This window comes from Streptomyces sp. NBC_00353 (assembly GCF_036108815.1).
Classification (GTDB): Bacteria; Actinomycetota; Actinomycetes; order Streptomycetales; family Streptomycetaceae; genus Streptomyces.
In genome coordinates, this window is record NZ_CP107985.1 from 980,086 (window position 1) to 1,000,222 (window position 20,137).

Here is a 20,137-nt window from a genome sequence, read left to right on the forward strand (position 1 = left end):
CCCTCCCGAGATCACCATCACGCTGGGCGCCAGCTCGGGTACCCGGTCGAGCGAGAGCGTGGACCGCGTGCGTGCTGATGCAAGTTGGGACTCCGGCGTCACCCTGTGACAAGTTTCAGGTGATCGATCACTTCGGTCACGTCGTCGATGTCCTTGATTTCTGCGAGGAGCCGCGGAACCTCGTCTTCCGCCATCTGGCCCCTGACGTCCACCACGCCGTTGCGCACGTCGACCTCGACGGTGTTCCGCGCAGCCGGGAAGTGTTCGGCGAGGATTCTCGACTCGATCTCCTCGCGAATCCCGGCATCATCGCGTATCAGCGCGTTAAGCAGTGCGTTCCTGTGCACGACACCGACCAAGCGGCCCTCATGGTCCGTCACCGGCAGGCGCTTGAGACGCGACAGGGACACGAGCCAGGTGGCTTCGGCGACGGTCGAACCTGGGAACACAGTGACGGCCGGAGTGGTCATCAGCGTCTCGGCGGTCTCGGCGCGGGCCTTGTCGTGCAGCCGCCGTTCCCTCAGCCGGCCGATCGGACCGGGTTCGTATCCGGATGCCTCCACCGCGGCCTTCGCCAGCAGGTCGGACTCCGACACCACACCCATCACCCGGTCGTCGGCATCGACCACTGGCAGGGATCCGAGGTGTTCACGCGTCAAGCTCCGCGCGATGTCCAGGAACGGCATGTCGCCGCGTACCGATGCGGCCGGTATGTCCATGACGTCACGCACCAGCAGAGGCGCGGGTTCGGCACCGGACGGCTCGGCGGACTTCTTCACCCGACCGGCCGGAGCCGTCTCGGGGACGGTCGGGCGCCGTGCCGCCGCCTGCTTGGCGGACACCGTGGCCACCGCGCCGAGGTAGCGCAGCAACATGTCCTGCCGCAGGGGTTCGTCGGTGGGCCTCCATGCCTTCGCCGGCACCGCGCGGCGAGCTTCGGCCCCTGCCGAGGTGTTCTCGCGTTCAGTCACGGTGGGCTCCTCACTCGCGCCGAGCTGGCCTACCTCCCAGTCTTCCACGGCTGGAGCCCGGGCCAAGGGCCGATCGGCCCATGCGGGACGACGGACGGTACACGTATCGGCGGCGCCTGCCTCTGGAGGGGGGTGTGGGTCTGCCCCAGATCCAAGGTCTGACACCGGCGTTGAGCTGGGCTGTTACCCTGGCGACCAGCCCCGTCGACCCACGCACCCGCGGCTAGAAGCACCTCGGCCGCGTCGAGCTCCTGAGCCGGCGCGGCCTAGCTAGTAGTCACATGATCCGCCGGGCAGAACCTGAAGTCGTGGAGCCGTAGCCACAGCGGGGTGCCCTCCTTCGCCCGCAGCACGCAGCGCCGCTGGCCGCGGTGCCCCGGACCATGATCGGTCCGGGGCCTTTTGCCTGGTTCCCGCGGCAGGATTCGAACCTGCGACGCCTGCTTTAGACGACGTTTCTGATGGCCGTATGGCTGCCGAAACGGGTGTCTACCCCTGGACGCAGGACATGCGCAACTCCCCCAAGGCGCCCCAGGCTGAGTCGGGAGCGAACAGCGCCGTCAACGTGCTCCGCCCAGGAACGAACAACACATAGTGCCTTGCAAGGTAGGACAGGTCACCCCACGGCTCCTGGTTGTGCGCACGCGCAAGCACTCGGCCACAACGCGTACAGGCAATCCACGGGACAACCAGGAGACCAGCCAGTGCCGTATCGGTGGCTACGGAGGATCCGGGCAACGGGACGGTGTCGGCATGCTCGATCACCCTCAGCCTGCTGTCCTCCTGGTGGTCGTCGAGGCATCGGCCGAGGCCGGGAGCGAGTGCTGTCCGCATGCCCCATAGCTCAGCCGCTACGGCGATCTCGGCCCGCACGGTCTCGCTGATCGGCACCTGATGCTTCAGAAGGCCGGCGACGAGCTGGTCGAGTCCGACTTCCTGCTCCCCGATGTCCCAGCAGTCCATAAATTTCGCAGCGTCAGAGGGTGGCAGCAGCGCAGCAAACCGACGCCACTGGGTTGCTTCATCGATCATGCGGCCGAGGCTATCGGTGCCCTCGAGCATGCGTAGCTGCGCGCCGTGATAGGGGGACCGATGCAGCACAGTTGGGCACTCAGCTCGCTGTACGCGCGTTGATTGGTACCTCTGTCCTGATCAGGTCAGCGACGCCCCTGCCACAGGACGGGTCTCCTGCGCCTACTTCCCGCTCAACTCCAGCTGCTACAGCAAGTGGTGTCAAAAAAGATCTCTCTGCAGTGCAACCGTCCCGGGGGTTCGGCAGTCGTCTTCGGTGCCGTCCACGCAGCCGAGGCGGATCAGGCCGCCCTCACCCCGGTGACCTGACCTCCTCTGCGCCGGATGCGCCTCGCCGGCTTCGGCCCCGGGCGTCCCGGGGCCACCACTGCACGTGCATGCCCCATAGCCATATAGGGGCATCAGACGATTCGCACTCGATCACCGAGGCGCCGGCCGGGAGCACAACCATTCGCGGCCCGTCTGGTGGCGCGCTCGGACAGAACGCAGATCTGCCGGGAGTTCACGCAGCCGCGTCCATGGCCAGCGAGGTTCCCACCGAAACTCCTCAGCATTGGCCCGCGTCCGGCCAAGGTTCCATCGGCCGCTCGCATCCGGCCGCTTGGCCCCGATCGGGAAGAGGACTGCGTGCCCCGGATCGGCCCGAGCCGCGGCCCGATGCTGTCGCCGAAGCATGAGCGCCGTCCCGATCACCGCGCCGAGAGAACTGCGAGCCCCGTAATCATGCGCGGAGTAGGGCAGGAGGACGATGGATCGCCAAGCTGTTTGAGTGAACTCGCCACGTCCCCCAAGCCTCGGGGCCGCTGGCGTGGAACGCGGCACGACATGCGTCACCCGGGTTCGTGCACGCGATGGCGGTTTCGGCACGCCCGAGCAACTTCCGCGATAGATCGGTGGAGTCTCAATGGCCCAGGCGAGCCCGCCGACGATGTCAAGTTCCGTCGTAGCAGCGACCCGCGCTCGTACCTGAGCCCTGTGGCTGCCCATGGTTCCCGTGGTTCTTCCTCGCTCGATCGGGCACGGCTGGGGCACGGTCGCCCCTGCACGGCCCTTGGAGCGGCTCGCCGCTCGCGCCCGCCGTGCCCCCTCCGATCGGCCGCGCCACGGGCACACCCCTATCGCGAATCCGCAAGGAAGCAATCCCCGGAGCCGGTGGCGGTGGCGGTCAGATCACATGCGGCCGTATCGGCCTCCTCTTGCGTCGGGTGCTGCCGCAGAATCGCCGCCGTCGCACGAGTCCCGGCATCGAAGCATGTCGGATTTTGCGCCACCATCATGCTGAGGATCTTCACCTGTGTGGCATCCAAGTCCGACTGCATGGAATCAAGTTCGTCGTCATCGTAGGGCGCCCGTTGCTGTTGCTTCCGGAGCTGGCCGGCCCGTGTCGTGAACTCCTGGTTGGCCTGCTGGCACGTCGCGGACCGCTCCGATGCGCCATCGTGTCGCGACGCCCCGACGGCATAGCCGCCTATGGCGAGTGTGACTGCCTCCAGCGCTGACCAGCGCGATCATCGAACGCTTCATGGTCGTGGATCGTATACACCCAGGTGAGGCCACTCACCACCGTCTGATGAGCCACGGAGCCCAGTGCCGCCGAGCTCACGAGCCGGGGCTGTGGCATCAGCTTCCCTGGGAGGTAAGATCCGCTGCCGACCTACGGGAAGTCCGAACGGGCGGCTTCCAGGGGGTGTGAAGTGGCTGGAGCAGTCAGGGTGCCACGCGGGCAGGCCCGGTTTGCCTGCGGCGCGCTTGCCACGTTCGCGCTGGTGACTGTCGCCGCCGGGCTGGCAGCCTGGCACAAGTACGAACTGCTGGCCGGACCGCCGACGCCAGGGCCGTACGTCAACAACCCATTGGTCGAGGTCGACACGTATTTCAGAAACCTGATGGGCTGGCGGACGGGGCTGCTACTCGTGGCCCTGCTCCAGTTCAGCATCTGGCTCGCCAACATGCGCGACCTCGCGGATGTGATCTGGCGCCAGGGACAGCGTCGGCACAGGGCGTGGCTGGTCTTCGGCTGGGTGATACCGCTGGGGCAGCTCTTCATACCCAAGATGTTCATCAACGACCTGTGGGCTGCCAGCCGGCCGGAACCGCAGCGTCGTCGCGGACATCCCCTGCTCACGGCATGGTGGCTGTCCGTCCTCGTCGCCGCGAATGCATACAGCGATGCCCCCGAGCATCTGAAGGAGGCGGCCACCACGAGCCAGGCTCGCCAGGCCCTTCGTCAGATCATGTTCAGCGATGGTCTGGACATCTGTGCCGCTGCGCTGTCGATCATCGTCGTCTGGCAGCTCATTCGCAGGTTGGAGCGCGCCACACTGACTGCGATAGCACCCGCTGAGGTCTGCCCGGCGGGCCAAGCGGGATCCTGAGGATCCCTGGGTACTTGCATGCCCACGCGATCGGTGGAGTCTCATTGGGCGCGTCAACCGCCTCTGGGTGCGATCAGGCCGGGTTCCCAATCTGTGGTCACGTAATCGATCAACGCTGTGAACTGCTGCTGAGCCGGTCGGCAGTTTCAGCGTTGGTCATGGTTGAGCGCCCTTCCACGGCTCCGTGATGACTCTGGGAGGGCGCTCCGTGGTGCGATGTTCGGCGTGGCACCCGCTGTGGCAGCTCCCACCCGGGGTGCCAAGCCCGTTCAAGCCCACCCAGCACTGCAGTTGTGGGCCGCCGATGATGTCAGTTGTGGATGCCGGGGTGACCGCTCGGCACGTCTCAATCTCCGCTCCCGACGCTTGTACTGCCGGGCCCACCGTCACCCATCGAAGCGCGTCTGGAGTCGACGTCGGAACCCGCTCGTCGACGATTTGATCTGGTGCCCTGCGGCATTAGCTGCCGCACGCGCATCCGGTACCAGTGGCAGCGGGCTCGGCCTGCTCGTCGGAGGTGCAGCAGGCGATCGGTGCGCTGTCGGCGCTCTTACGGAGGGTGTTGGAGTCGGCCTTGACGACGTAGACCTCCCAAGGCTCCTTGCCGGGGCCTGAGACCCAGACCTTGTCCTGGAGGGCGTAGCAGCAGGAGGTGTCGTTCTCCTCGAAGGTGGCCAGGCCCGCTTCCTGGAGCCGCCCGGTGGCTGCGGTGACTTGGTCGGTGGACTCGACCTCGACGCCGAGGTGGTCCAGGCGGGTGTCCTGGCCATCCTCGCCTTCGATCAGGACGAGCTTGAGCGGGGGCTCGGTGATGGCGAAGTTGGCGTAGCCGGGGCGGAGCTTGGCGGGCTCGGTGCCGAAGAGCTTGGAGTAGAAGGCGATCGAGCCTTCGAGGTCGGCGACGCGCAGGGCGAGCTGAACACGGGACATGACGGTCTCCCTCATCTGCTTCTGTATCGACATTCATCGATGCAGCTCGACAAGCCCGAGGTTGCCACCAGAATCGATAAGCGTCAACATAGACACATGTCGAAATCGGAACTTCGGGTTCTCAGGCAGGACGAACAGGCGGTGTGCTGCTCGCCGATGGTCCGCGAGCCGCTGGGCAAGGCGGACGCCGGGGACCTGGCGCGCATGTTCAAGGCGCTCTCGGACCCGGTGCGGCTGAGGCTGCTGTCGCTGATCGCCTCCCACGAGGGTGGCGAGGCCTGCGTGTGTGACCTGACCGGGCCGTTCGACGTGTCACAGCCAACGATCTCGCATCATCTGAAGGTGCTGCGGGAAGCGGGCCTGGTGGGCTCTGAGCGGCGAGGGACCTGGGTCTACTACTGGGTGCTGCCGGCCGCACTGGCCCGGCTGTCCTCGCTCCTGCAGACCTCCGCCGAGCCGACCGAGGTCGGGGCCTGCTGACAACTTCCATAGCCTCTCTCGGCCGCCGTGTCGCAGCCGAGTTCATTGGTGCGGCCGTCCTGGTGACGGTCGTGGTGGGCCCTGGCATTCAGTCAACCGAGCTGTCCCGCGACGTGGGCGCGCGGCCGTTCGCCAACTCGCCGGCAGCCGTGTCCGGCCTTGCCGTGTTCATCGCGCTGCTCGGTCCGGTCTCCGGCGTCCACTTCGACCCGGTCGTCGCCCTCGCCGGATGGCGGACCGGTCGCTTGACGTACGACGGGCCGACTGCCCCCGAGGTTGCCGTCTACCTGCCCGCCCAGATTGCGGGCGCCATCGGCGGCGCACTCCGAGGATCCAGCCAGAACGGTCGGTGACGGCCATACCGGTTGCCACGAAGCTCCGGCGAGACAGTAGCGGCGGACGGGCCGGCTGCTGCGGTTGCGCTACCGGGCTGCTGTACAGCTGTTCCATGGCTCCGTGAGGTACTGAGTAGGGTTGAGACCGGCGTGCGGGTGCCACTGCCCGAGAGTGTGGTGAGTGCATCCGCGAGAACGTCCGAGGGGGCACCACATGACGCCACAGGGAACCATCACGGTAGAGCGGATAGACGGCTCGGCCGCAGCACAGGCTGAGGACTCGTTCAGGCGGGTCTACGCCGACGTCTTTGCGGAACCGCCGTACAACGAGGCCGCGGACGACGTCGCGGCCACGTTCCGGCACTTTCGCTTCCAGACCCGCAAGCGCACTTTTCGCGCCGCCCTGGCCCGTGCCGAGGACGGCGAGCCAGTCGGCATGGCCTACGGCTATCCACTCGAGCCTGACACAAGGTGGTGGGACGAACTGACCGCTCCCGTGCCCGCCGGCATGCGGCGCGAGGATGGGCACCGCACCTTCGGCCTCATGGAACTTGCCGTGCGCGGACCGTGGCGCGGGCAGGGTGTCGCGCGACGTCTGCACGAGGCCCTGCTTGACGGCATCAAGGCCGAGCGGGTGCTGCTGAACGTCCACCCGGAAAGCAAGGCAGCGTCGGCCGCCTACCGGGCGTGGGGCTACCGCAAGATCGGCGAGGCGCGCCCGTGGGAGGGCCCGTACCTCTATGACGTCATGCTGCTCGACCTGCGCGCATGACGACTACCTACAAGCGAATCGCGCATCGAGGAAGCCAGCCGGGATGACGCGGGTGCTGGTTCGGCGGGCGAGGCGGCGGCTCATGAGCAGAGTCATCGCCCCCAGGAGGCCGGGAAGTCGGCGGGAATGGACCGCCACTTGATGCCGTTGTCGACGACGTAGCAGACCGTGTCGATCATCTGCCGGTGGCAGTGGCCCTGTGGCCTGCCGCCCCGCCCCTCCAGCCAGGTCGGCACTGGCAACACGGGACGTCAGGGCGGTCGGCACCGAAGCAAGTCCAAGGAGAAGGTGTCCATCACAGCCGTGGTCTCTGCTGAAGCCTCGACAGCCGGCAGCGAACCCTTGACTTCCCGCTCTTACGCTTTCGCATGCCCCTCGGCCAGCAGTTGAGGTTTCGTCGCGCGGAACGGCGCTTTGCCGGACCTCTCACTGCAGCAGCTCAGCAACCTCGGAGAGCTGGGCCTTGGACAGGGGGCCGAGCTGGAGGGCCCTGGCGTTCTCCTCGGCCTGGGCGACGCTGCGGAAGCCGGGGATCGGCACTGTCCGCGGGCTTCGTGCCCACAGCCACGCGAGGGCGCCCTGTGCAAGCGTGCGATCGTCGGCGGTGAGCACATCCCGGACGGCGTTGATGCGCGCCCTCCATCGCGCTGCGGGTACACCACCCTCGTCGAACCAGCGCAGCCACGCCGGCGGCACCGAACGGATGTCACTCGCTGCACCGCGCCCCGAGGAGCCGTGCTTGCCGGTGAGCAGGCCCATAGCGAGCGGGCTGCGTACGATGGACGCGAGTCCGTGCTGCTCGCACAACGCCAGCATTTCAGGCGCGTCCACCAGCACATTGCACGCGTGCTGGACGCCCACGCAGTGCTGCCCGTGGGCGAAGAGCGCCGCTCGCCCCGGATCGTCGGTGCTCCAGGCGTAAGCGCGGATGAGCCCTTCCCGTACGAAATCCTCGCAAGTTTCGCGCAGTTCGGTTGCCTCGTCCAGCGGTACGTCGCCCAGATGCAGCTGGTAGACGTCGATCCAATCGGTGCCCAGCCGCCGCAGCGATGCGGTCAGTGCGCGGCGCGCGTACGCGGCAGTTGTGTCCTCACCGGTCAGCGTGCGGGTCTCCTCGTTGAAGACGTTGCCCCACTTGGTGGCGATGACCACCTCGTCCCGCCGCCCCGCGAGCGCCCGCCCCAGTACCCGTTCGCTGCGGCCGGTGCCGTACACGTCCGCGGTGTCGAAGAAGGTGACCCCGAGCTCCATCGCCCGACGGATCGCCGCGACGGATTCCTGGTCGTCGACGGTGCCCCACCCGAGGGGGTTCCCGTTGGCGTCCTGCCACTCACCGCCGATGGCCCAGCACCCGAATCCCAGCGCACTGACCTCGATCTCGCTGTCTCCCAGCGTTCTGTTCTCCATGCCTGAACACGCTACGAGTTGGAGCGCACACGAGGGCAAGGCCGCGGAGTGATCCAGAGTTCCTTGACCACCGAGTTGATCGACCAACCGCCCGACGCCACCGGCCCGACTCCAAGCCCGGCACTCGTCCTTGCGGCCGGCTCAGCGGCGATCCCCTCAGTGGCAGCCCCTCACCGTCCAAGTGATCCGGCCCCGTCAGCCGGAGGCCGGCGGCACCGGTTGTGCGAGGTGCCGCCAGAAGAAGGTATGCATCAGGGCGTTGTTGTGGGCGGACTGTTCGTTGTCGCTGGCGCCCGCGTGGCCACCGCCGGTGTTCTCGTGGAGCAGGACCGGGTGGCCGAGTTCACGCAGCCGTGCGGCCGCTTTGCGGGCATGACCGGGGTGGACGCGGTCGTCACGGGTGGAGGTCGTCAGAAGAACCGGCGGGTAGGCCTGGTCTGCGCTGAGCTGGTGGTAGGCGGAGAGCGTACGGAGGTGGGGGCGATCGGCTTCGTTGTCCGGGTTGCCGTACTCGGCGATCCAGGATGCGCCGGCGAGGAGCTTATGGAAGCGAAGCATGTCCAGCAGCGGTACCTGAGCGACGATCGCGCCGAACAGCTGCGGGTAGCGGGTGACCATCGCGCCCATGAGCAGGCCGCCGTTGCTGCCCCCTGCGGCGCCCAGCATGGCCGGTGTGGTGATGCCCCGCGCGACGAGGTCTGCCGCGACGGCCGCAAAGTCCTCGAAGGCGCGCGGCCGGTCCGCGCCGAGCGCGGCCTGGTGCCAGTCCGGCCCGTACTCGCCGCCACCTCGGATGTTCGCGATCACGTAGGTACCGCCGCTCTCCAGCCACGCCCGTCCCGTCACCGCGTCGTAGAAGGGGGTGAGGGAGACCTCGAAGCCGCCGTAGCCGTAGAGCACGGCGGGTCCGGGGCCGGTGGGGGAACGGTCGGGGCCGATCACGAAGTACGGCACCCGCGTGCCGTCCTGAGAGGTCGCGAAGAACTGCTCCGCCGCCAGACCGGCCGTGTCGAAGCGGGCCGGAGCCTGCTTGAGGATCTCCGTGTCGGCGCCGATCTGCCCGTGGTAGAGGGTGGAGGGCTGCAAGAACCCTGACACGTCCAGGAAGTACTCGTCGGAGATGTCCGGGTCCGTGTCCACGACAGTGACGGCGGACAGCGCCGGGACGTCCGCGAGCGGCTTGCGTGCCCACCCACCGACAGGGGTGGGGGTGAGGACCTCGATGCGAGTGCTGACGTCGCGCATCGTCTCCAGGATCAGATGGTGGCGGGTCCATGAGTGCCCGGCCAGAGCCGTTCGCTCATCCGGGGTGAACAACACCTCCGCGGAGCGGTCGCCCGCCAGGAAAGCGTCGAAGTCGAACGCCAGCAGAGAGCCCGCCCTCTGTCCGAGCCAGTCGGACTTCAAGGTGACGATCAGATGTTGCCGATGGACAGAGGTAGTGGCGTCGTCGGGAACGTCGATCCTGACGAGCGTGGCGTCGGGGGTCAGGAGGTACACCTCGCTGCGGAAGAAGTCCACCGACCGGACGACGAAGTCCCGCTCGAAACCCGGTGTGGTGTCGCGCCAGCCCCGGGTCGACACATCTCCCGTCTCGGCCTCGAAGACCAGGGCGGCTTCCTCCAACGGCGTGCCGCGTCGCCACCTGCGAACCGTGCGCGGATAGCCGGCGTCGGTCAGCGAGCCCGGCCCCAAGTCCGTGCCGATGAAGACGGTGTCGGCGTCGATCCAGCCGATCCACGTCTTCGCCTCCCTCACCTGGAATCCGCCCTCGACAAAAGCCCCAGTGGCGAGGTCGAACTCGCGGACCACAACGGCATCACCCCCGTCGCGCGACAGAGACACCAGTGCCCGGTCGTAATCGGGATGGCGGACCCGCGCACCGGCCCACACCCACTTCTCGCCCTCCGCGGCAGCAAGCGCGTCGACGTCGAGAAGGACCTCCCACTCCGGAGCATCCTTGCGGTACTGCTCCAGCGTCGTACGCCGCCACACACCACGCACGTGCTCGGCGTCCCGCCAGAAGTTGTAAAGGAACACTCCGCGACGGGTGGTGTAAGGGATACGTTCCGGTGCGTCCAACACCTCCCGAAGGCGCTCCTTCAGGGAAGCGAACCCGGCGCCGTCAGCCAGCGCGGCCTCCGTCTCGGCGTTCCGCTCGGCCACCCACTCGAGCGCGGCCTCACCCTCAACGTCTTCCAGCCACAGGTACGGGTCGTCATTCATCACAAGCCAAATTGTGCAGGCCCGGAACGCGCGGTGAGACCACATCGACCCAATGGCCGGACGTGCACTCTCGGCTGTGATGCCATCCGGTACGTCCGCTGGGCGTGCTGGACGTACTGGATGGCCACCAAGGCTGCCCCGGCTGACCGGCGCTCGCCGCGCCAACCAGGAACGTGGTGTCCGCCGAAGTCACAGGAGAGGGCAGCCCGGACCAAGGTCACGAAGACCCGACTGCCACCTTTCGGCTGGTGTCCGAGATGAGACTCCGGGCCCGTGATCCCCGTGGGTTCAGGGAAACCGAAGGTCCTTCAGCGCTAACCCACGGCCCACCGGTGTGCGTCAGGCAGACGCGCCCGTGGGTTCGGGTGAAACACGAGGATGCCGAACGATCCGAAGGGCTTCGGCGTGACATCGGCCTGGACGTCCTCGGGTCACGACGGCCGCCCGCCGAACTGCCAGTTGTGCACCTCGATGTCGGCGTACCGGTCCGCTGTCAGGATGGCGCGCGCCGTGTCCGGGTCCGGCGCCCGGACCAACGCCGCAGTACCCAGCCAGGTGGCGCCCTCGTCGGACAGCAGCGGTCCGTAGCCGATCAGCTCGTCCCGGTCGGGCGGCACCGCGAGGTCGGCAGCAGGCCCCGCGCCGAGGCCGAGCACCAGGTACCGGTTGCCACCGGTCCGGCCACCGGGGAAGTCCCACATGGTGCGCCCCAGCATGTTGCGCCACCGTCGCACCAGCACGTCCCGGTACACGCCGGCCTGATAGCCGGGCTCGTCGAAGGCAAACGCGCGGGCGGCGGCGGGATCGGGCAGATCGACGATGTGCACGCTGCCGGTGGGTGTGTCTCCGGCGAGGGTCGGGCCCCGGACGATCATCTCTTTCGCGTACCGGTCCATATAGGACCAATGCTCTTCCAGCAGCTCGTCGCGCAGCTCTACGGAGCCGGGCCGGTCGCGGTGGTAACAGAAGAACTCCATACCCACAGGGTCTCTTCAAGGAGGTGACCGGTCGAGCGAGTTTCACTGCGATCGCTGCTCGGCAGCCTCAGCCAGAAGCACGCGCGCCGACTCCGCATAGCGGATGGCGGCCTTTTCGTCCAAGCCGAAGACGTGCGCGAGGTGCAGAGTGGGGCGCCCCTTCAAGCTGTCCGGCGACGCGGCCTGACGAAACCCCCGCCCGCCGCACAGGCCAGACCGCCCCCTTCCCCGAAGGGAGCGGGATCGCCGCCCGGTCTCGGTAAACCGCTGAGACTTGCGTAGACCGGGCGGCAGGAGTACCTAACCAGTCCGTGCAAGAAGGGACAAATACCCGTCGGCCAGACGGGCGACGGCAGCCCTGAGCTCGGGATGCTGCGATCACGAGCCTGGTGCACTCTGGACGGATGAGTACCCCGATAGTCGTGCACCGCTCCGCACCGGCCGGTGGCCGGGTGGTCACCATCAACGATGAGACGGTCGGCCTCGTCCACGACGACCACGCCCTGATCGAGCTCCTCCGGCGTGCCGGCATCTACGACGCCGAGCATTGCCTCGACGACCCGCAGTGGATCGAATGGCGCGGCGGCCCGGCCCACCGGTACGAAGCGGCGTGACGTAGGCCCTGTACATCCGGAAGGAGTCAGAGCTGTCCCGCCCGCGCCAGACTGGGACCAAGGCGTGTTTTGGAAGTAGCGCATGCTCAGAGGTCTGGAGAGTCCCCGTGGCACGCAGGAGCTCCGTGGAGATCGTCGAAGCGTTCTGGGAGGAGGTTTGGAACCGCCACAACCCCGACAAGATCGACGACTTTGTCGTCGAGGACTTCGTCATCACCAACCCCGGCGGATCCATCGAAGGCCGCGAGAAATTCAAGTCGTGGGTCGCCGCCTTCCTGGACCAGGTCCACGATCTGAGGCTCGAGGTCGTCGAGTCCTTTCAGAACGAGGACGGGAGCCGGGTGGCGTCACGGTGGATCGTGCGCGGGAGGAACAATGGGCTTCTGGGCACCGAGCCCGACGGGCGGCCGATCTCCTTCAGTGGTACGGCCGTCTGGGCGGTGCGCGAGGACGGCAAGCTACAACTGGGTGGAACGTGCCACCTGGGAGCTGTACCAGCAGCTGACGAGCACCTCAGGACGGTGAGACGATCAGCCCGCCTTGCGGTCACTGCCACGGAGCCTCGCTGTCATGGAACGTGCCCACCACCAGGTCGGGCAGAGCAGAGACATCGCTCCGTCGCTCGTCAGCTCCCTGACAGCCGCTGCCGTGACCTCCTACGGCGTGTATCGAAAGTAGATCTTGACCGCATGACGATCTCGGCAAGTGCCGCCGATGCCGTCGACCCGTCAGCCGCCGGGTCCTCCACTGCCAAAAGCCCCACCGTTGTCATCCTTGGGTACGTCCCTTGTCGAAGAGGGCCGGTTGATCTCATATGGGCTGAGACCTTCTCCGAAATCATCCGCATCCCTCACGTTTTCGCCGCGAAAAGGCCGCCGGCTTCCGGAGGAACGCTCGGCCTGCTGTCGTGCCTGAGACCGACGGCGCGCGTCCCACCAGACGAGGCCAAGCAGAACAGCGACTACGACCACCGCTATACAGACGGGGAAAATCCAGCGCACAGCCGAAGCGGCCACTGTGATGTCACTGATGGGCACCTGGCTCACAAGGTGGCTCATCTGGCCCACGTCCTTCCTGAGAGGATTCCACCGCTCACAAAGCGAGGCAGGGGCTTCCGCTCATTGGAGAGAGAGCCCGCGATGGCCGGAGCCATGGGAAACTCCAATCCCACACCTGGCGGAATCAATCTCGCGGGGCCCGCCTGAACGGGACGTCTGGCAAGGCTCAAGCTCCCTCATAAGTCTACGGCGGGGAGCGTACGGGGGCCGCTAGAGCAAGTGGGACAGGATGCCGGTCAGGATGACGACGATCATCAGCGTGCCGACGACCCACCGCTCCCGGGGGACGTCGAAGACGTTGAACTCGTCCGGCTCCATCACCTGCTCGCCGTCGGCGACGTGGCCGCCGCGAAAGAAGTGCCGGCGCTTGGTCCGCTCCTCGTTGAGGCCGTGGCGCGTGACCACCGTCGGCGAGGTCGTGCCGCACTGGGTGCACCGGCAGGCGTACATCCCCGTTCCCTCCTTCATTCCAGAACACTTCCCATCATGACGGACTTTCCGGCCGATTAGCCACGGACCGCACCGGATCACAAACCGAGAGTGCTGTTCGAGTTCAGTCGGTGCGGCCGAATTCGATCTTCCAGGCAGCTGGCCCCTGGTCGGCGTCCGGGACAATCCGGTGCCGTCTCGAGCTCCTCCCGCGTCCACTCGGTGCGATATGCACTCAACTCCTCTCCGGGGGGCTGGCGGCGTTGTTGGCGTTGGCTCTGACCTGCACCAACCCTCTCCCTGGGGCCCCTCCTCGTGGTGGCGGGCGCCGGGCCCATTCCCCGGCCGGGAGGGTCTCGCCGTCCTCCCCGTCGACCTCGTCGGGGGGGACGGCTTGGCAGGGGTGCCGCCACCGCGCCCCAGGCAGCGCGCCCACATCACGAACACGGCAGCCGCGGGGACCACGACCGCGTCTGACCACAGGTCAGGTGAATCGATCCGCTACGCCTTCGGTCACGGGGATAACGCCCGGGCCCGGCAAGGCATAAGAAAAAGGGCCCCGGACATTCGGGGCCCCTTTCGTTGTCTTGGGCGAGTAGGGCGTGCATCGAAAGTAGATCTCCGACTGTGACCGCGCATTCGATCGACCCCGTAGACGGCGCAACAGTGCACGTGTCGGCCACCGCCGCCGGGGTTACGCTGATTCCCAAGGCTGGCAGACCGGATGGATTCTCGTCCGATACCTCTGTGATCGGAGGGAACGCAATGGGAGACCGGGAGACCCGAGCGGCGCTGGACCGGCATTGGGCAGCGTCTGCAGCCGGCGACCAAGACGCCGAGCACGAGATCTATCACGACGACGCCATCACTGACTATCCCCAGTCGGGTGAGCGCATCCACGGCCGCCGCAATCTCCAGGCGCTGCGCTCAAACCATCCGGCCAAGCTCACCTTCACCATCCGTCGAATTCTCGGCAGTGGGGATCTTTGGATCACCGAATATGTGATCGACTACGACGGGAAACCCGCATCCACTATCAGCATTATGGAATTCCGCGACGGCAAGGTCGTCCACGAGACCCAGTACTTCGCGGATCCGTTCACTCCGCCCGCCTGGCGCGCCAAATGGGTCGAGTCAATGCCCTTCGTCTGACGCCTGCTTGCGGTCGACCCGCGTGCCACATCAAGACCAGGGCGGAGCGGGGACTCACGGGCTGTCCCGGCCTCGGAGTTGAGGGAGCAAATCCGGAGCGCGTCCGCGTGAGCCTCAGCGAACGCCTCGCGGACGGAGTCCTCATCCTTCCCCCAAGCCCGAGCAACCGTGTGCGCCTGCAGGCCAATACGTCGCTCAACGACCGGTGCGAAGGCCCTTCCGTGTAGAGGTCCTCGAAGTCCCACCGCCACGGACTGCGCAGTTCCGCCGCGCTGGGATTCGTGACGACCTCGGAGCCGTCCAGGGCGTACACGGCTGGCCCCGCTCCCCCAGTGAGGGGAGTTGCCGGCCCTGAACGTCAGGGCTGCTCGGTGAGGGGCGGAAGCGGCTATATCCAGGACGGCTCCGACGCCCTGATCACTCCAGTCACACCAAGATCGTTCCATCCGGAACCGGCCGAGTTGGGCAATGAATCAAGCGCGGAGCTCGAGGCACCGGTCCAGCTGCCTACGCAGACGAGCAGAAGCTCCACGGAGAGCCCCGAGTCGTCGCACCTCTTCCGCCGCAAGTTCCATTCGTCCTGCCAGCGCGAGCACTACGGCATAGGGCCGTTCGCCCTCGGCGAGCTTGGCCGCCGCGGCATCACGGACGGCTCGCAACACTGTGCAGTCCGCGCGAGGATGTTCCGCCAGCAGGCGAAGGAGCCTGTTGTCGTTCCAAACACTGTCTTGGGCCGCGCTCAGTTCCAGCAGGGTGTGGGGCGCCGTATGGGGATTGGCGGCCAGCGCCTGCCAGACGAAGGAGTACGGACATCGCGCGAGTTGATGCAGGACGGAGCTGTCCTTCTCGGCACGCGCCAGTTCGAGGTAGTCGGCAGGCGTATGCACGGACAATGGCCCCTCAGGATCGTCGGGGCGACCATCCTGTCATCAGGGCTTGGCCACCTGTGTGCGGGGGGGGCGTCCTCTTATCGCAACCGCCCTTTAGACCAATTACGGCACAGCCCTTAGACGGTGTCTCACGTGGCGATCTTGTCCGCTGCAGGGCCATAGGCGCTCAGGGTGGGGCCAGCCTGTCAGGCTGGCCAGCTGAGCTGACCGTCCACGATGGCCGGGAGAGACGCGGGCATCTCGTCGGTGACCCAGGCGAACTCCAGGGCTGCGAGCGTGGCTCCCCGGTCCGTCCACACGAGGATCTCGCCGACGTAGGCGCCGGACGGGTCATGGACTTGCGCGTCTACGGGCACGAGCGCTTCCGGCAGTGCTGCATGCTCGTAAGGTTCCCGGACCTGCAGGTCGACGCTCACGGAGTCAGGCCCCCAGATGGCGATCACCTCGGTGCGGTCCAGCTGACTGCGGAGTTGCGACGCGCCAACGAACTCCGCGGACAGGATGTGTTCAAGCACTGCGCGCTCGTCGGCGTTCAACGGGCGCGGGTCGATGGAAAGAGGAGCCATGCGCCCATTTTGAGGTGGCGGGGGCAACCAGCCCAACGCCTACACCGACCGTCGCCGGAGACCGACCGGCAGCGGCATCATGACCGTTCATGGGTGGGGATCTGTCGCAGCGGCTCGTGCCGGATGATCTATGGGCAATGGTCGAGCCGGTACTGCCGTCCTTCCGCTCGCGCCCGCAGGGCGGTGACACCGCGCCGATTGACCAACGTGCCGTGTTCACGGCCGTCGTGTACGTGCTGACCAGCGGGTGCGCGTGGCGGTATCTGCCACCGACGTTCGGAGTGTCGCCGGCGACGGCTCACCGGAGGTTCTCAGTCTGGACCGCATCCGGAGTGTGGCGTCAGCTGCACCGCGTGGTTCTGGACGAGATCGGTGCCTGTGGCGGACTCGACTGGAGCTCTGTGATCGTCGATGCCGCCTCGGTGCGCGCGAAAAGGGGGGTCCGCTGACGGGGCCGAATCCGGTCGACCGAGGCAAATCAGGCAGCAAACTGCATGTTCTGACCGACGCGCAGGGACTGCCCGTGGTCGTCGGGGTGTCCGCCGCGAACGTCAACGACGTCCAAGCGCTTCGCCCGCTCATACTCGGGATCCCGGCCGTCCGCTCACGCCGCGGCCCCCGTCGGCGACACCCCAACAAGGTCCGGGCCGACAAGGCGTACCACTCGGCAGGCAACCTGGCGTGGCTACGCGAACGCAACATCACTCCGCGGATCGCCTGGCCGGGCGTGGAGTCCTCCGAACGCCTCGGAAGGCACCGGTGGAAGATCGAGAGGTCGATCTCCTGGCTCTTTGGATACCGCCGCCTGACCGTCCGCTATGAGCGCAAGGGCGGTCACTTCCTCACCTTCCTCGGGCTCGCCGCAGTCATGACCTGCTACAAGAAGCTCGCCAAGATCGCCACGTGAGACACCGTCTTAGCTTGTTTTGGAACCTCCCGCCGGGATGCTTGATCACTGGTGGAACGACGCGGTGAGGCGTTGCAGTGCGGCATGGGCGGGTGGGCCCCAGGAGGGCTTGCCTCCGGGGCGGCCGTGGACGCCGGCGTCTCCGATGTGGATGCCGCTGAGGGCGCGCAGCACCGCCCAGCCGCGGGCGCGGCGTAGGGTCGCAGCGTCCGGGCTCGGCTGGTAAGCAGCGTGGAAGCGGTCGGCGGCGCCGTCCGGCAGCAGGATCCAAGCCGCGGCGAGGTCGCAGGCGGGGTCGCCGGCGAACAGGTCGCCGAAGTCGATCACGCCACAGAAGGTGCCGTTCGTGGTCAGGATGTTGGCTGGATGCAGATCGCCATGGAGCCAGAGTCTTGGGCCTGCCCAGTCGGGTGCGGCGGCGGCGTCTTCCCAGACCGCGCGGACGGCGTCGGGGTCGCGAATCAGCCCTAGTTCGGCGGCCGAGGCAAGCGCTTGGGTGAAGCCTTCGGCGGTGTCGGCCAGCGGGCCCCCGCGGTCTCGGCCTGCGGGCGCCTCGTCGGGAGCGGGGCGGTGAAGGGCTGTCAGGAAGGCAGCCAAGGTGACGGCCGCCTCCGCGGCGCGCGTCGCGGGGGCGCGGTCGGCAGGCTCGCCCGGTACCCAGGTGGTGACGAGCCAGGGCCGCGGAAACCGTTCAGAGGGCTCACCAAGGCGTTGCGGTACGGGGATCTGCAGAGGAAGGTCCGGGGCGAGAATGGGCAGCCAGGCGTGTTCCTTGCGTAGCAGCGCGTCCGCAGACTGCGTCGCCCAGGGCAACCGGACGGCGAGGTCGTCGCCGAGCCGCCACACTTGATTGTCCCAGCCACGCGCTCCGAGCTTCAAGGGGCGATCCGCCAGGTCGGGGTGCTGCTCGCGCAGCAGATCCCGGATCAAGTCCTCGGTGATGACCATCTCGGTAGCTGTCATGTGGAGCAACAATAATTGCGTAGCAGCCTGCCTGGGATTCGGGCGAATCCGAGTCAAGTTCCGGCGTCGAACGTACTTCGAACTTGATCAGCGTTTTCGCGATTCAGTGAACGTGAAGGCGGCCTCCCCGGCGCTCCATCGCCGAGCAGCGCCCAGCTCCCGCCCAAAGCCGTGGAGCCAACCGCGATCACAGCTGCGGGTCGTAGGCGATTTTGGGCCGATACTCTCGCGATCAATACGCCCCCATAGAGCGAGAATTGCGAAGTTACCGCCACGCTAATAAACGACTTCAGAGGTGGCAAGCCACCTCTCTCCGAGGTCCATCTCATGGCTTCCGTTCGGCTGCATGGTTCGGTTCCTCCTGCTCAGCGCAGTTGCTCGGCCAGTCCGACGATGATGCCCGCCGGGCCGCGGAGGTAGCAGAGCAGATAGCTGTCCTCGAACCGGGCGATCTCGCCGACGAGTTCGGCGCCGTGAGGGCGCAGGCGGGCAACGGTGTCCTCGATGTCGTCGACGGCGAACATGACGCGGTGCGTGCCCAGAATGTTGTGCGGCCGGTTGCGCGGCCCGGCGCTGATCACCGCGGGGCTGCGGTACTTCGCCAGCTCGAGCCGGCTGTGACCGTCCGGGGTCCGGACCATCGCGATGTCACAGCGGACGCCGTCGAGTCCGGTGCACTGGTCGGCGAAGAGGCCCTCGACCTCCGCCCTGCCCTCCAGCTCCATACCGAGCTCCACGAAGAACGCGATGGCGGCATCCATGTCCTCGACGACGATGCCGACGTTGTCCATCCGCTGAATCGCCATGCTGGTCTCTCCTTCTTCCTCGTGCGGCCGGTGGTGGCCGCTGATGTCCCTAGGACGGAGCCGGTGGCACGTTCTCGACATCCCCAGACCGCCGAACTCCGAAAAATCTGGATCGCGCCTCAGGTGAGATTCATCCGGATGTACCAACCCACCGCCAGCACGACGAGAATGGCTCCCACGAAGGCCCACGCCGCGGTTGCTGCGCTGTGCGAGGTATAGATCAGAGCAAGCATGCTCAGCCAGATACCCGGCAGGAGCGGCCGTAGCCAGTGGACGTTGGCGCCCCCCTGTCGAATACGTGTCGAAGGCGCGATCTATCGCGCTCGGCGTCCGTGGAGCACCAGGTCAGGAGGGATGCGCAGACGATCACACCAGGTGCCTTCTTTAGAGGTTGTCTCACGTGGCAAGTTTCGCGAGCTTCTTGCAGCAGGTCAGGGCGGCGGCCAGGCCGAGGAGGGCGAGGGAGTGCGAGCCCTTTCGTTCGTATCGGACGGTGAGGCGGCGGTAGCCGAAGAGCCAGGCGATCGACCGTTCGATCTTCCAGCGGTGCCGACCGAGGCGTTCGCCGGACTCGATGCCGGGCCGCGCGATGCGCGCGACGAGCCCGCGCTCGCGCAGCCAGGCCAGGTGTTCGGCGGAGAAGTACGCCTTGTCCGCGCGGAGTTTGACGGGTCGGCGCCGCCGTGGTCCCCGGCGGGACCGGACGGCGGGTATGCCGCGGATGAGCGGTTCGAGGGCGAGGCTGTCGTGCATGTTCGCGCCGGACACGGCGACGGCGAGCGGGATGCCCTGGGCATCGGACAGCACGTGCAGCTTGCTGCCCTTCTTGCCGCGATCGACCTGGTTCGGCCCGGTCAGCGATCCCCCCCTTTGGCGCGAACGGAGGCCGCGTCGACGATCGCCGAGGTCCAGTCCACCTCGCCCCGGGCCCCGAGTTCGTCCAGCACCGCCCGGTGCAGCCGACGCCACAGGCCGGCCTCGGTCCATACCGTGAAGCGGCGATGCGCGGTGGCGGGAGACGTGCCGAACGTCGGCGGCAGATGCCGCCAGGCACAGCCGCTGGTCAGCGCGTACACCACTGCCGTGAACACGGCCCGCTCGTCACGCGGAGCGGTCCCACCACCTTGCGGACGAGCAGCGAACGACGGCAGCAACGGGGCGGCCAGCTCCCAGAGTTCATCAGGAACCAGACGCTTCGATGGATCAGCACCCACGACCGGCAGCATGCCGCACGAACATCAAGTCAC

21 protein-coding genes are annotated in these 20,137 nt (G+C 67.1%); 8 read left to right on the forward strand and 13 right to left on the reverse strand.

Translation table 11 applies throughout. The features are described 5' to 3' along the window. Positions 1 to 98: 98 nt before the first annotated feature. Both OHA88_RS04700 and OHA88_RS04705 read right to left on the reverse strand, forming a co-directional pair. Positions 99 to 971 carry a CBS domain-containing protein gene (locus OHA88_RS04700; protein WP_328624348.1) on the reverse strand — a complete coding sequence of 291 codons (873 nt, stop codon included), beginning with the start codon at positions 969 to 971 and terminating at the stop codon, positions 99 to 101. 489 nt (positions 972 to 1,460) lie between these two features. After that, positions 1,461 to 2,003, reverse strand: coding sequence for a hypothetical protein (locus OHA88_RS04705; RefSeq protein WP_328624349.1), 543 nt, complete (start codon positions 2,001 to 2,003; stop codon positions 1,461 to 1,463). Between the two features lie 1,712 nt (positions 2,004 to 3,715). Here OHA88_RS04705 and OHA88_RS04710 point away from each other — a divergent pair. Continuing rightward, positions 3,716 to 4,378, forward strand: a complete 663-nt coding sequence (locus OHA88_RS04710) for a DUF4328 domain-containing protein (RefSeq protein ID WP_328624350.1) — start codon at positions 3,716 to 3,718, stop codon at positions 4,376 to 4,378. Between the two features lie 459 nt (positions 4,379 to 4,837). Here the strand turns inward: OHA88_RS04710 and OHA88_RS04715 are convergent, their stop codons facing one another. Continuing rightward, positions 4,838 to 5,308: an ArsI/CadI family heavy metal resistance metalloenzyme gene (locus OHA88_RS04715; RefSeq protein WP_328624351.1), complete on the reverse strand. Its 471-nt coding sequence runs from the start codon at positions 5,306 to 5,308 to the stop codon at positions 4,838 to 4,840. Between the two features lie 96 nt (positions 5,309 to 5,404). On the opposite strand from OHA88_RS04715, the gene OHA88_RS04720 reads away from it, so the two are divergent. From OHA88_RS04720 to OHA88_RS04730, 3 genes are all read left to right on the forward strand, one after another. Beyond that, complete coding sequence (locus OHA88_RS04720) at positions 5,405 to 5,788, forward strand: ArsR/SmtB family transcription factor (RefSeq protein WP_328629591.1); 384 nt, start codon at positions 5,405 to 5,407, stop codon at positions 5,786 to 5,788. Between the two features lie 8 nt (positions 5,789 to 5,796). Further along, positions 5,797 to 6,141, forward strand: coding sequence for an aquaporin (locus OHA88_RS04725; RefSeq protein ID WP_443044348.1), 345 nt, complete (start codon positions 5,797 to 5,799; stop codon positions 6,139 to 6,141). 196 nt (positions 6,142 to 6,337) lie between these two features. Continuing rightward, a complete protein-coding gene (locus OHA88_RS04730; protein ID WP_328624352.1) occupies positions 6,338 to 6,895 on the forward strand; it encodes a GNAT family N-acetyltransferase in 558 nt (185 codons plus the stop codon). 92 nt (positions 6,896 to 6,987) lie between these two features. On the opposite strand, the gene OHA88_RS04735 is transcribed toward OHA88_RS04730, so the two are convergent. The 4 genes from OHA88_RS04735 to OHA88_RS04750 form a co-directional block, all read right to left on the reverse strand. Further along, complete coding sequence (locus OHA88_RS04735) at positions 6,988 to 7,131, reverse strand: transposase (protein WP_443044175.1); 144 nt, start codon at positions 7,129 to 7,131, stop codon at positions 6,988 to 6,990. Between the two features lie 190 nt (positions 7,132 to 7,321). Beyond that, positions 7,322 to 8,302, reverse strand: a complete 981-nt coding sequence (locus tag OHA88_RS04740) for an aldo/keto reductase (RefSeq protein WP_328624353.1) — start codon at positions 8,300 to 8,302, stop codon at positions 7,322 to 7,324. Between the two features lie 195 nt (positions 8,303 to 8,497). Then, complete coding sequence (locus tag OHA88_RS04745; protein ID WP_328629592.1) at positions 8,498 to 10,528, reverse strand: prolyl oligopeptidase family serine peptidase; 2,031 nt, start codon at positions 10,526 to 10,528, stop codon at positions 8,498 to 8,500. 431 nt (positions 10,529 to 10,959) lie between these two features. After that, complete coding sequence (locus OHA88_RS04750) at positions 10,960 to 11,505, reverse strand: YciI family protein (RefSeq protein ID WP_328624354.1); 546 nt, start codon at positions 11,503 to 11,505, stop codon at positions 10,960 to 10,962. 404 nt (positions 11,506 to 11,909) lie between these two features. On the opposite strand from OHA88_RS04750, the gene OHA88_RS04755 reads away from it, so the two are divergent. Both OHA88_RS04755 and OHA88_RS04760 read left to right on the forward strand, forming a co-directional pair. Then, positions 11,910 to 12,119, forward strand: a complete 210-nt coding sequence (locus OHA88_RS04755) for a hypothetical protein (protein ID WP_328624355.1) — start codon at positions 11,910 to 11,912, stop codon at positions 12,117 to 12,119. Positions 12,120 to 12,244: 125 nt separating this feature from the next. Further along, complete coding sequence (locus tag OHA88_RS04760; RefSeq protein ID WP_328624356.1) at positions 12,245 to 13,324, forward strand: ester cyclase; 1,080 nt, start codon at positions 12,245 to 12,247, stop codon at positions 13,322 to 13,324. A gap of 63 nt (positions 13,325 to 13,387) precedes the next feature. Here OHA88_RS04760 and OHA88_RS04765 read toward each other — a convergent pair whose 3' ends face one another. Further along, positions 13,388 to 13,645 (reverse strand): hypothetical protein, encoded by a 258-nt coding sequence (locus OHA88_RS04765; protein WP_328624357.1) that lies wholly within the window; start codon positions 13,643 to 13,645, stop codon positions 13,388 to 13,390. 588 nt (positions 13,646 to 14,233) lie between these two features. Here OHA88_RS04765 and OHA88_RS04770 point away from each other — a divergent pair. Next, positions 14,234 to 14,758: a nuclear transport factor 2 family protein gene (locus tag OHA88_RS04770; RefSeq protein ID WP_328624358.1), complete on the forward strand. Its 525-nt coding sequence runs from the start codon at positions 14,234 to 14,236 to the stop codon at positions 14,756 to 14,758. Positions 14,759 to 15,231: 473 nt separating this feature from the next. Here the strand turns inward: OHA88_RS04770 and OHA88_RS04775 are convergent, their stop codons facing one another. Continuing rightward, complete coding sequence (locus OHA88_RS04775; protein WP_328624359.1) at positions 15,232 to 15,645, reverse strand: hypothetical protein; 414 nt, start codon at positions 15,643 to 15,645, stop codon at positions 15,232 to 15,234. A 188-nt stretch (positions 15,646 to 15,833) separates the two neighbouring features. Further along, positions 15,834 to 16,214: a hypothetical protein gene (locus OHA88_RS04780; protein WP_328624360.1), complete on the reverse strand. Its 381-nt coding sequence runs from the start codon at positions 16,212 to 16,214 to the stop codon at positions 15,834 to 15,836. 89 nt (positions 16,215 to 16,303) lie between these two features. On the opposite strand from OHA88_RS04780, the gene OHA88_RS04785 reads away from it, so the two are divergent. After that, a protein-coding gene (locus OHA88_RS04785; RefSeq protein WP_328624361.1) for an IS5 family transposase occupies positions 16,304 to 17,121 on the forward strand; the annotation gives its coding sequence in 2 pieces (ribosomal slippage) (positions 16,304 to 16,646 and positions 16,646 to 17,121; 819 coding nt in all). Between the two features lie 45 nt (positions 17,122 to 17,166). On the opposite strand, the gene OHA88_RS04790 is transcribed toward OHA88_RS04785, so the two are convergent. The 3 genes from OHA88_RS04790 to OHA88_RS04800 all read right to left on the reverse strand — a co-directional run bounded on the left by OHA88_RS04790 (position 17,167) and on the right by OHA88_RS04800 (position 20,116). Beyond that, on the reverse strand, positions 17,167 to 18,084 hold the full coding sequence (locus tag OHA88_RS04790) for an aminoglycoside phosphotransferase family protein (RefSeq protein ID WP_328624362.1): 918 nt from the start codon (positions 18,082 to 18,084) through the stop codon (positions 17,167 to 17,169). A 365-nt stretch (positions 18,085 to 18,449) separates the two neighbouring features. Next, complete coding sequence (locus OHA88_RS04795) at positions 18,450 to 18,890, reverse strand: VOC family protein (protein ID WP_328624363.1); 441 nt, start codon at positions 18,888 to 18,890, stop codon at positions 18,450 to 18,452. A 396-nt stretch (positions 18,891 to 19,286) separates the two neighbouring features. Next, a protein-coding gene (locus OHA88_RS04800; RefSeq protein ID WP_328624364.1) for an IS5 family transposase occupies positions 19,287 to 20,116 on the reverse strand; the annotation gives its coding sequence in 2 pieces (ribosomal slippage) (positions 19,287 to 19,759 and positions 19,759 to 20,116; 831 coding nt in all). Positions 20,117 to 20,137 lie beyond the last annotated feature (21 nt).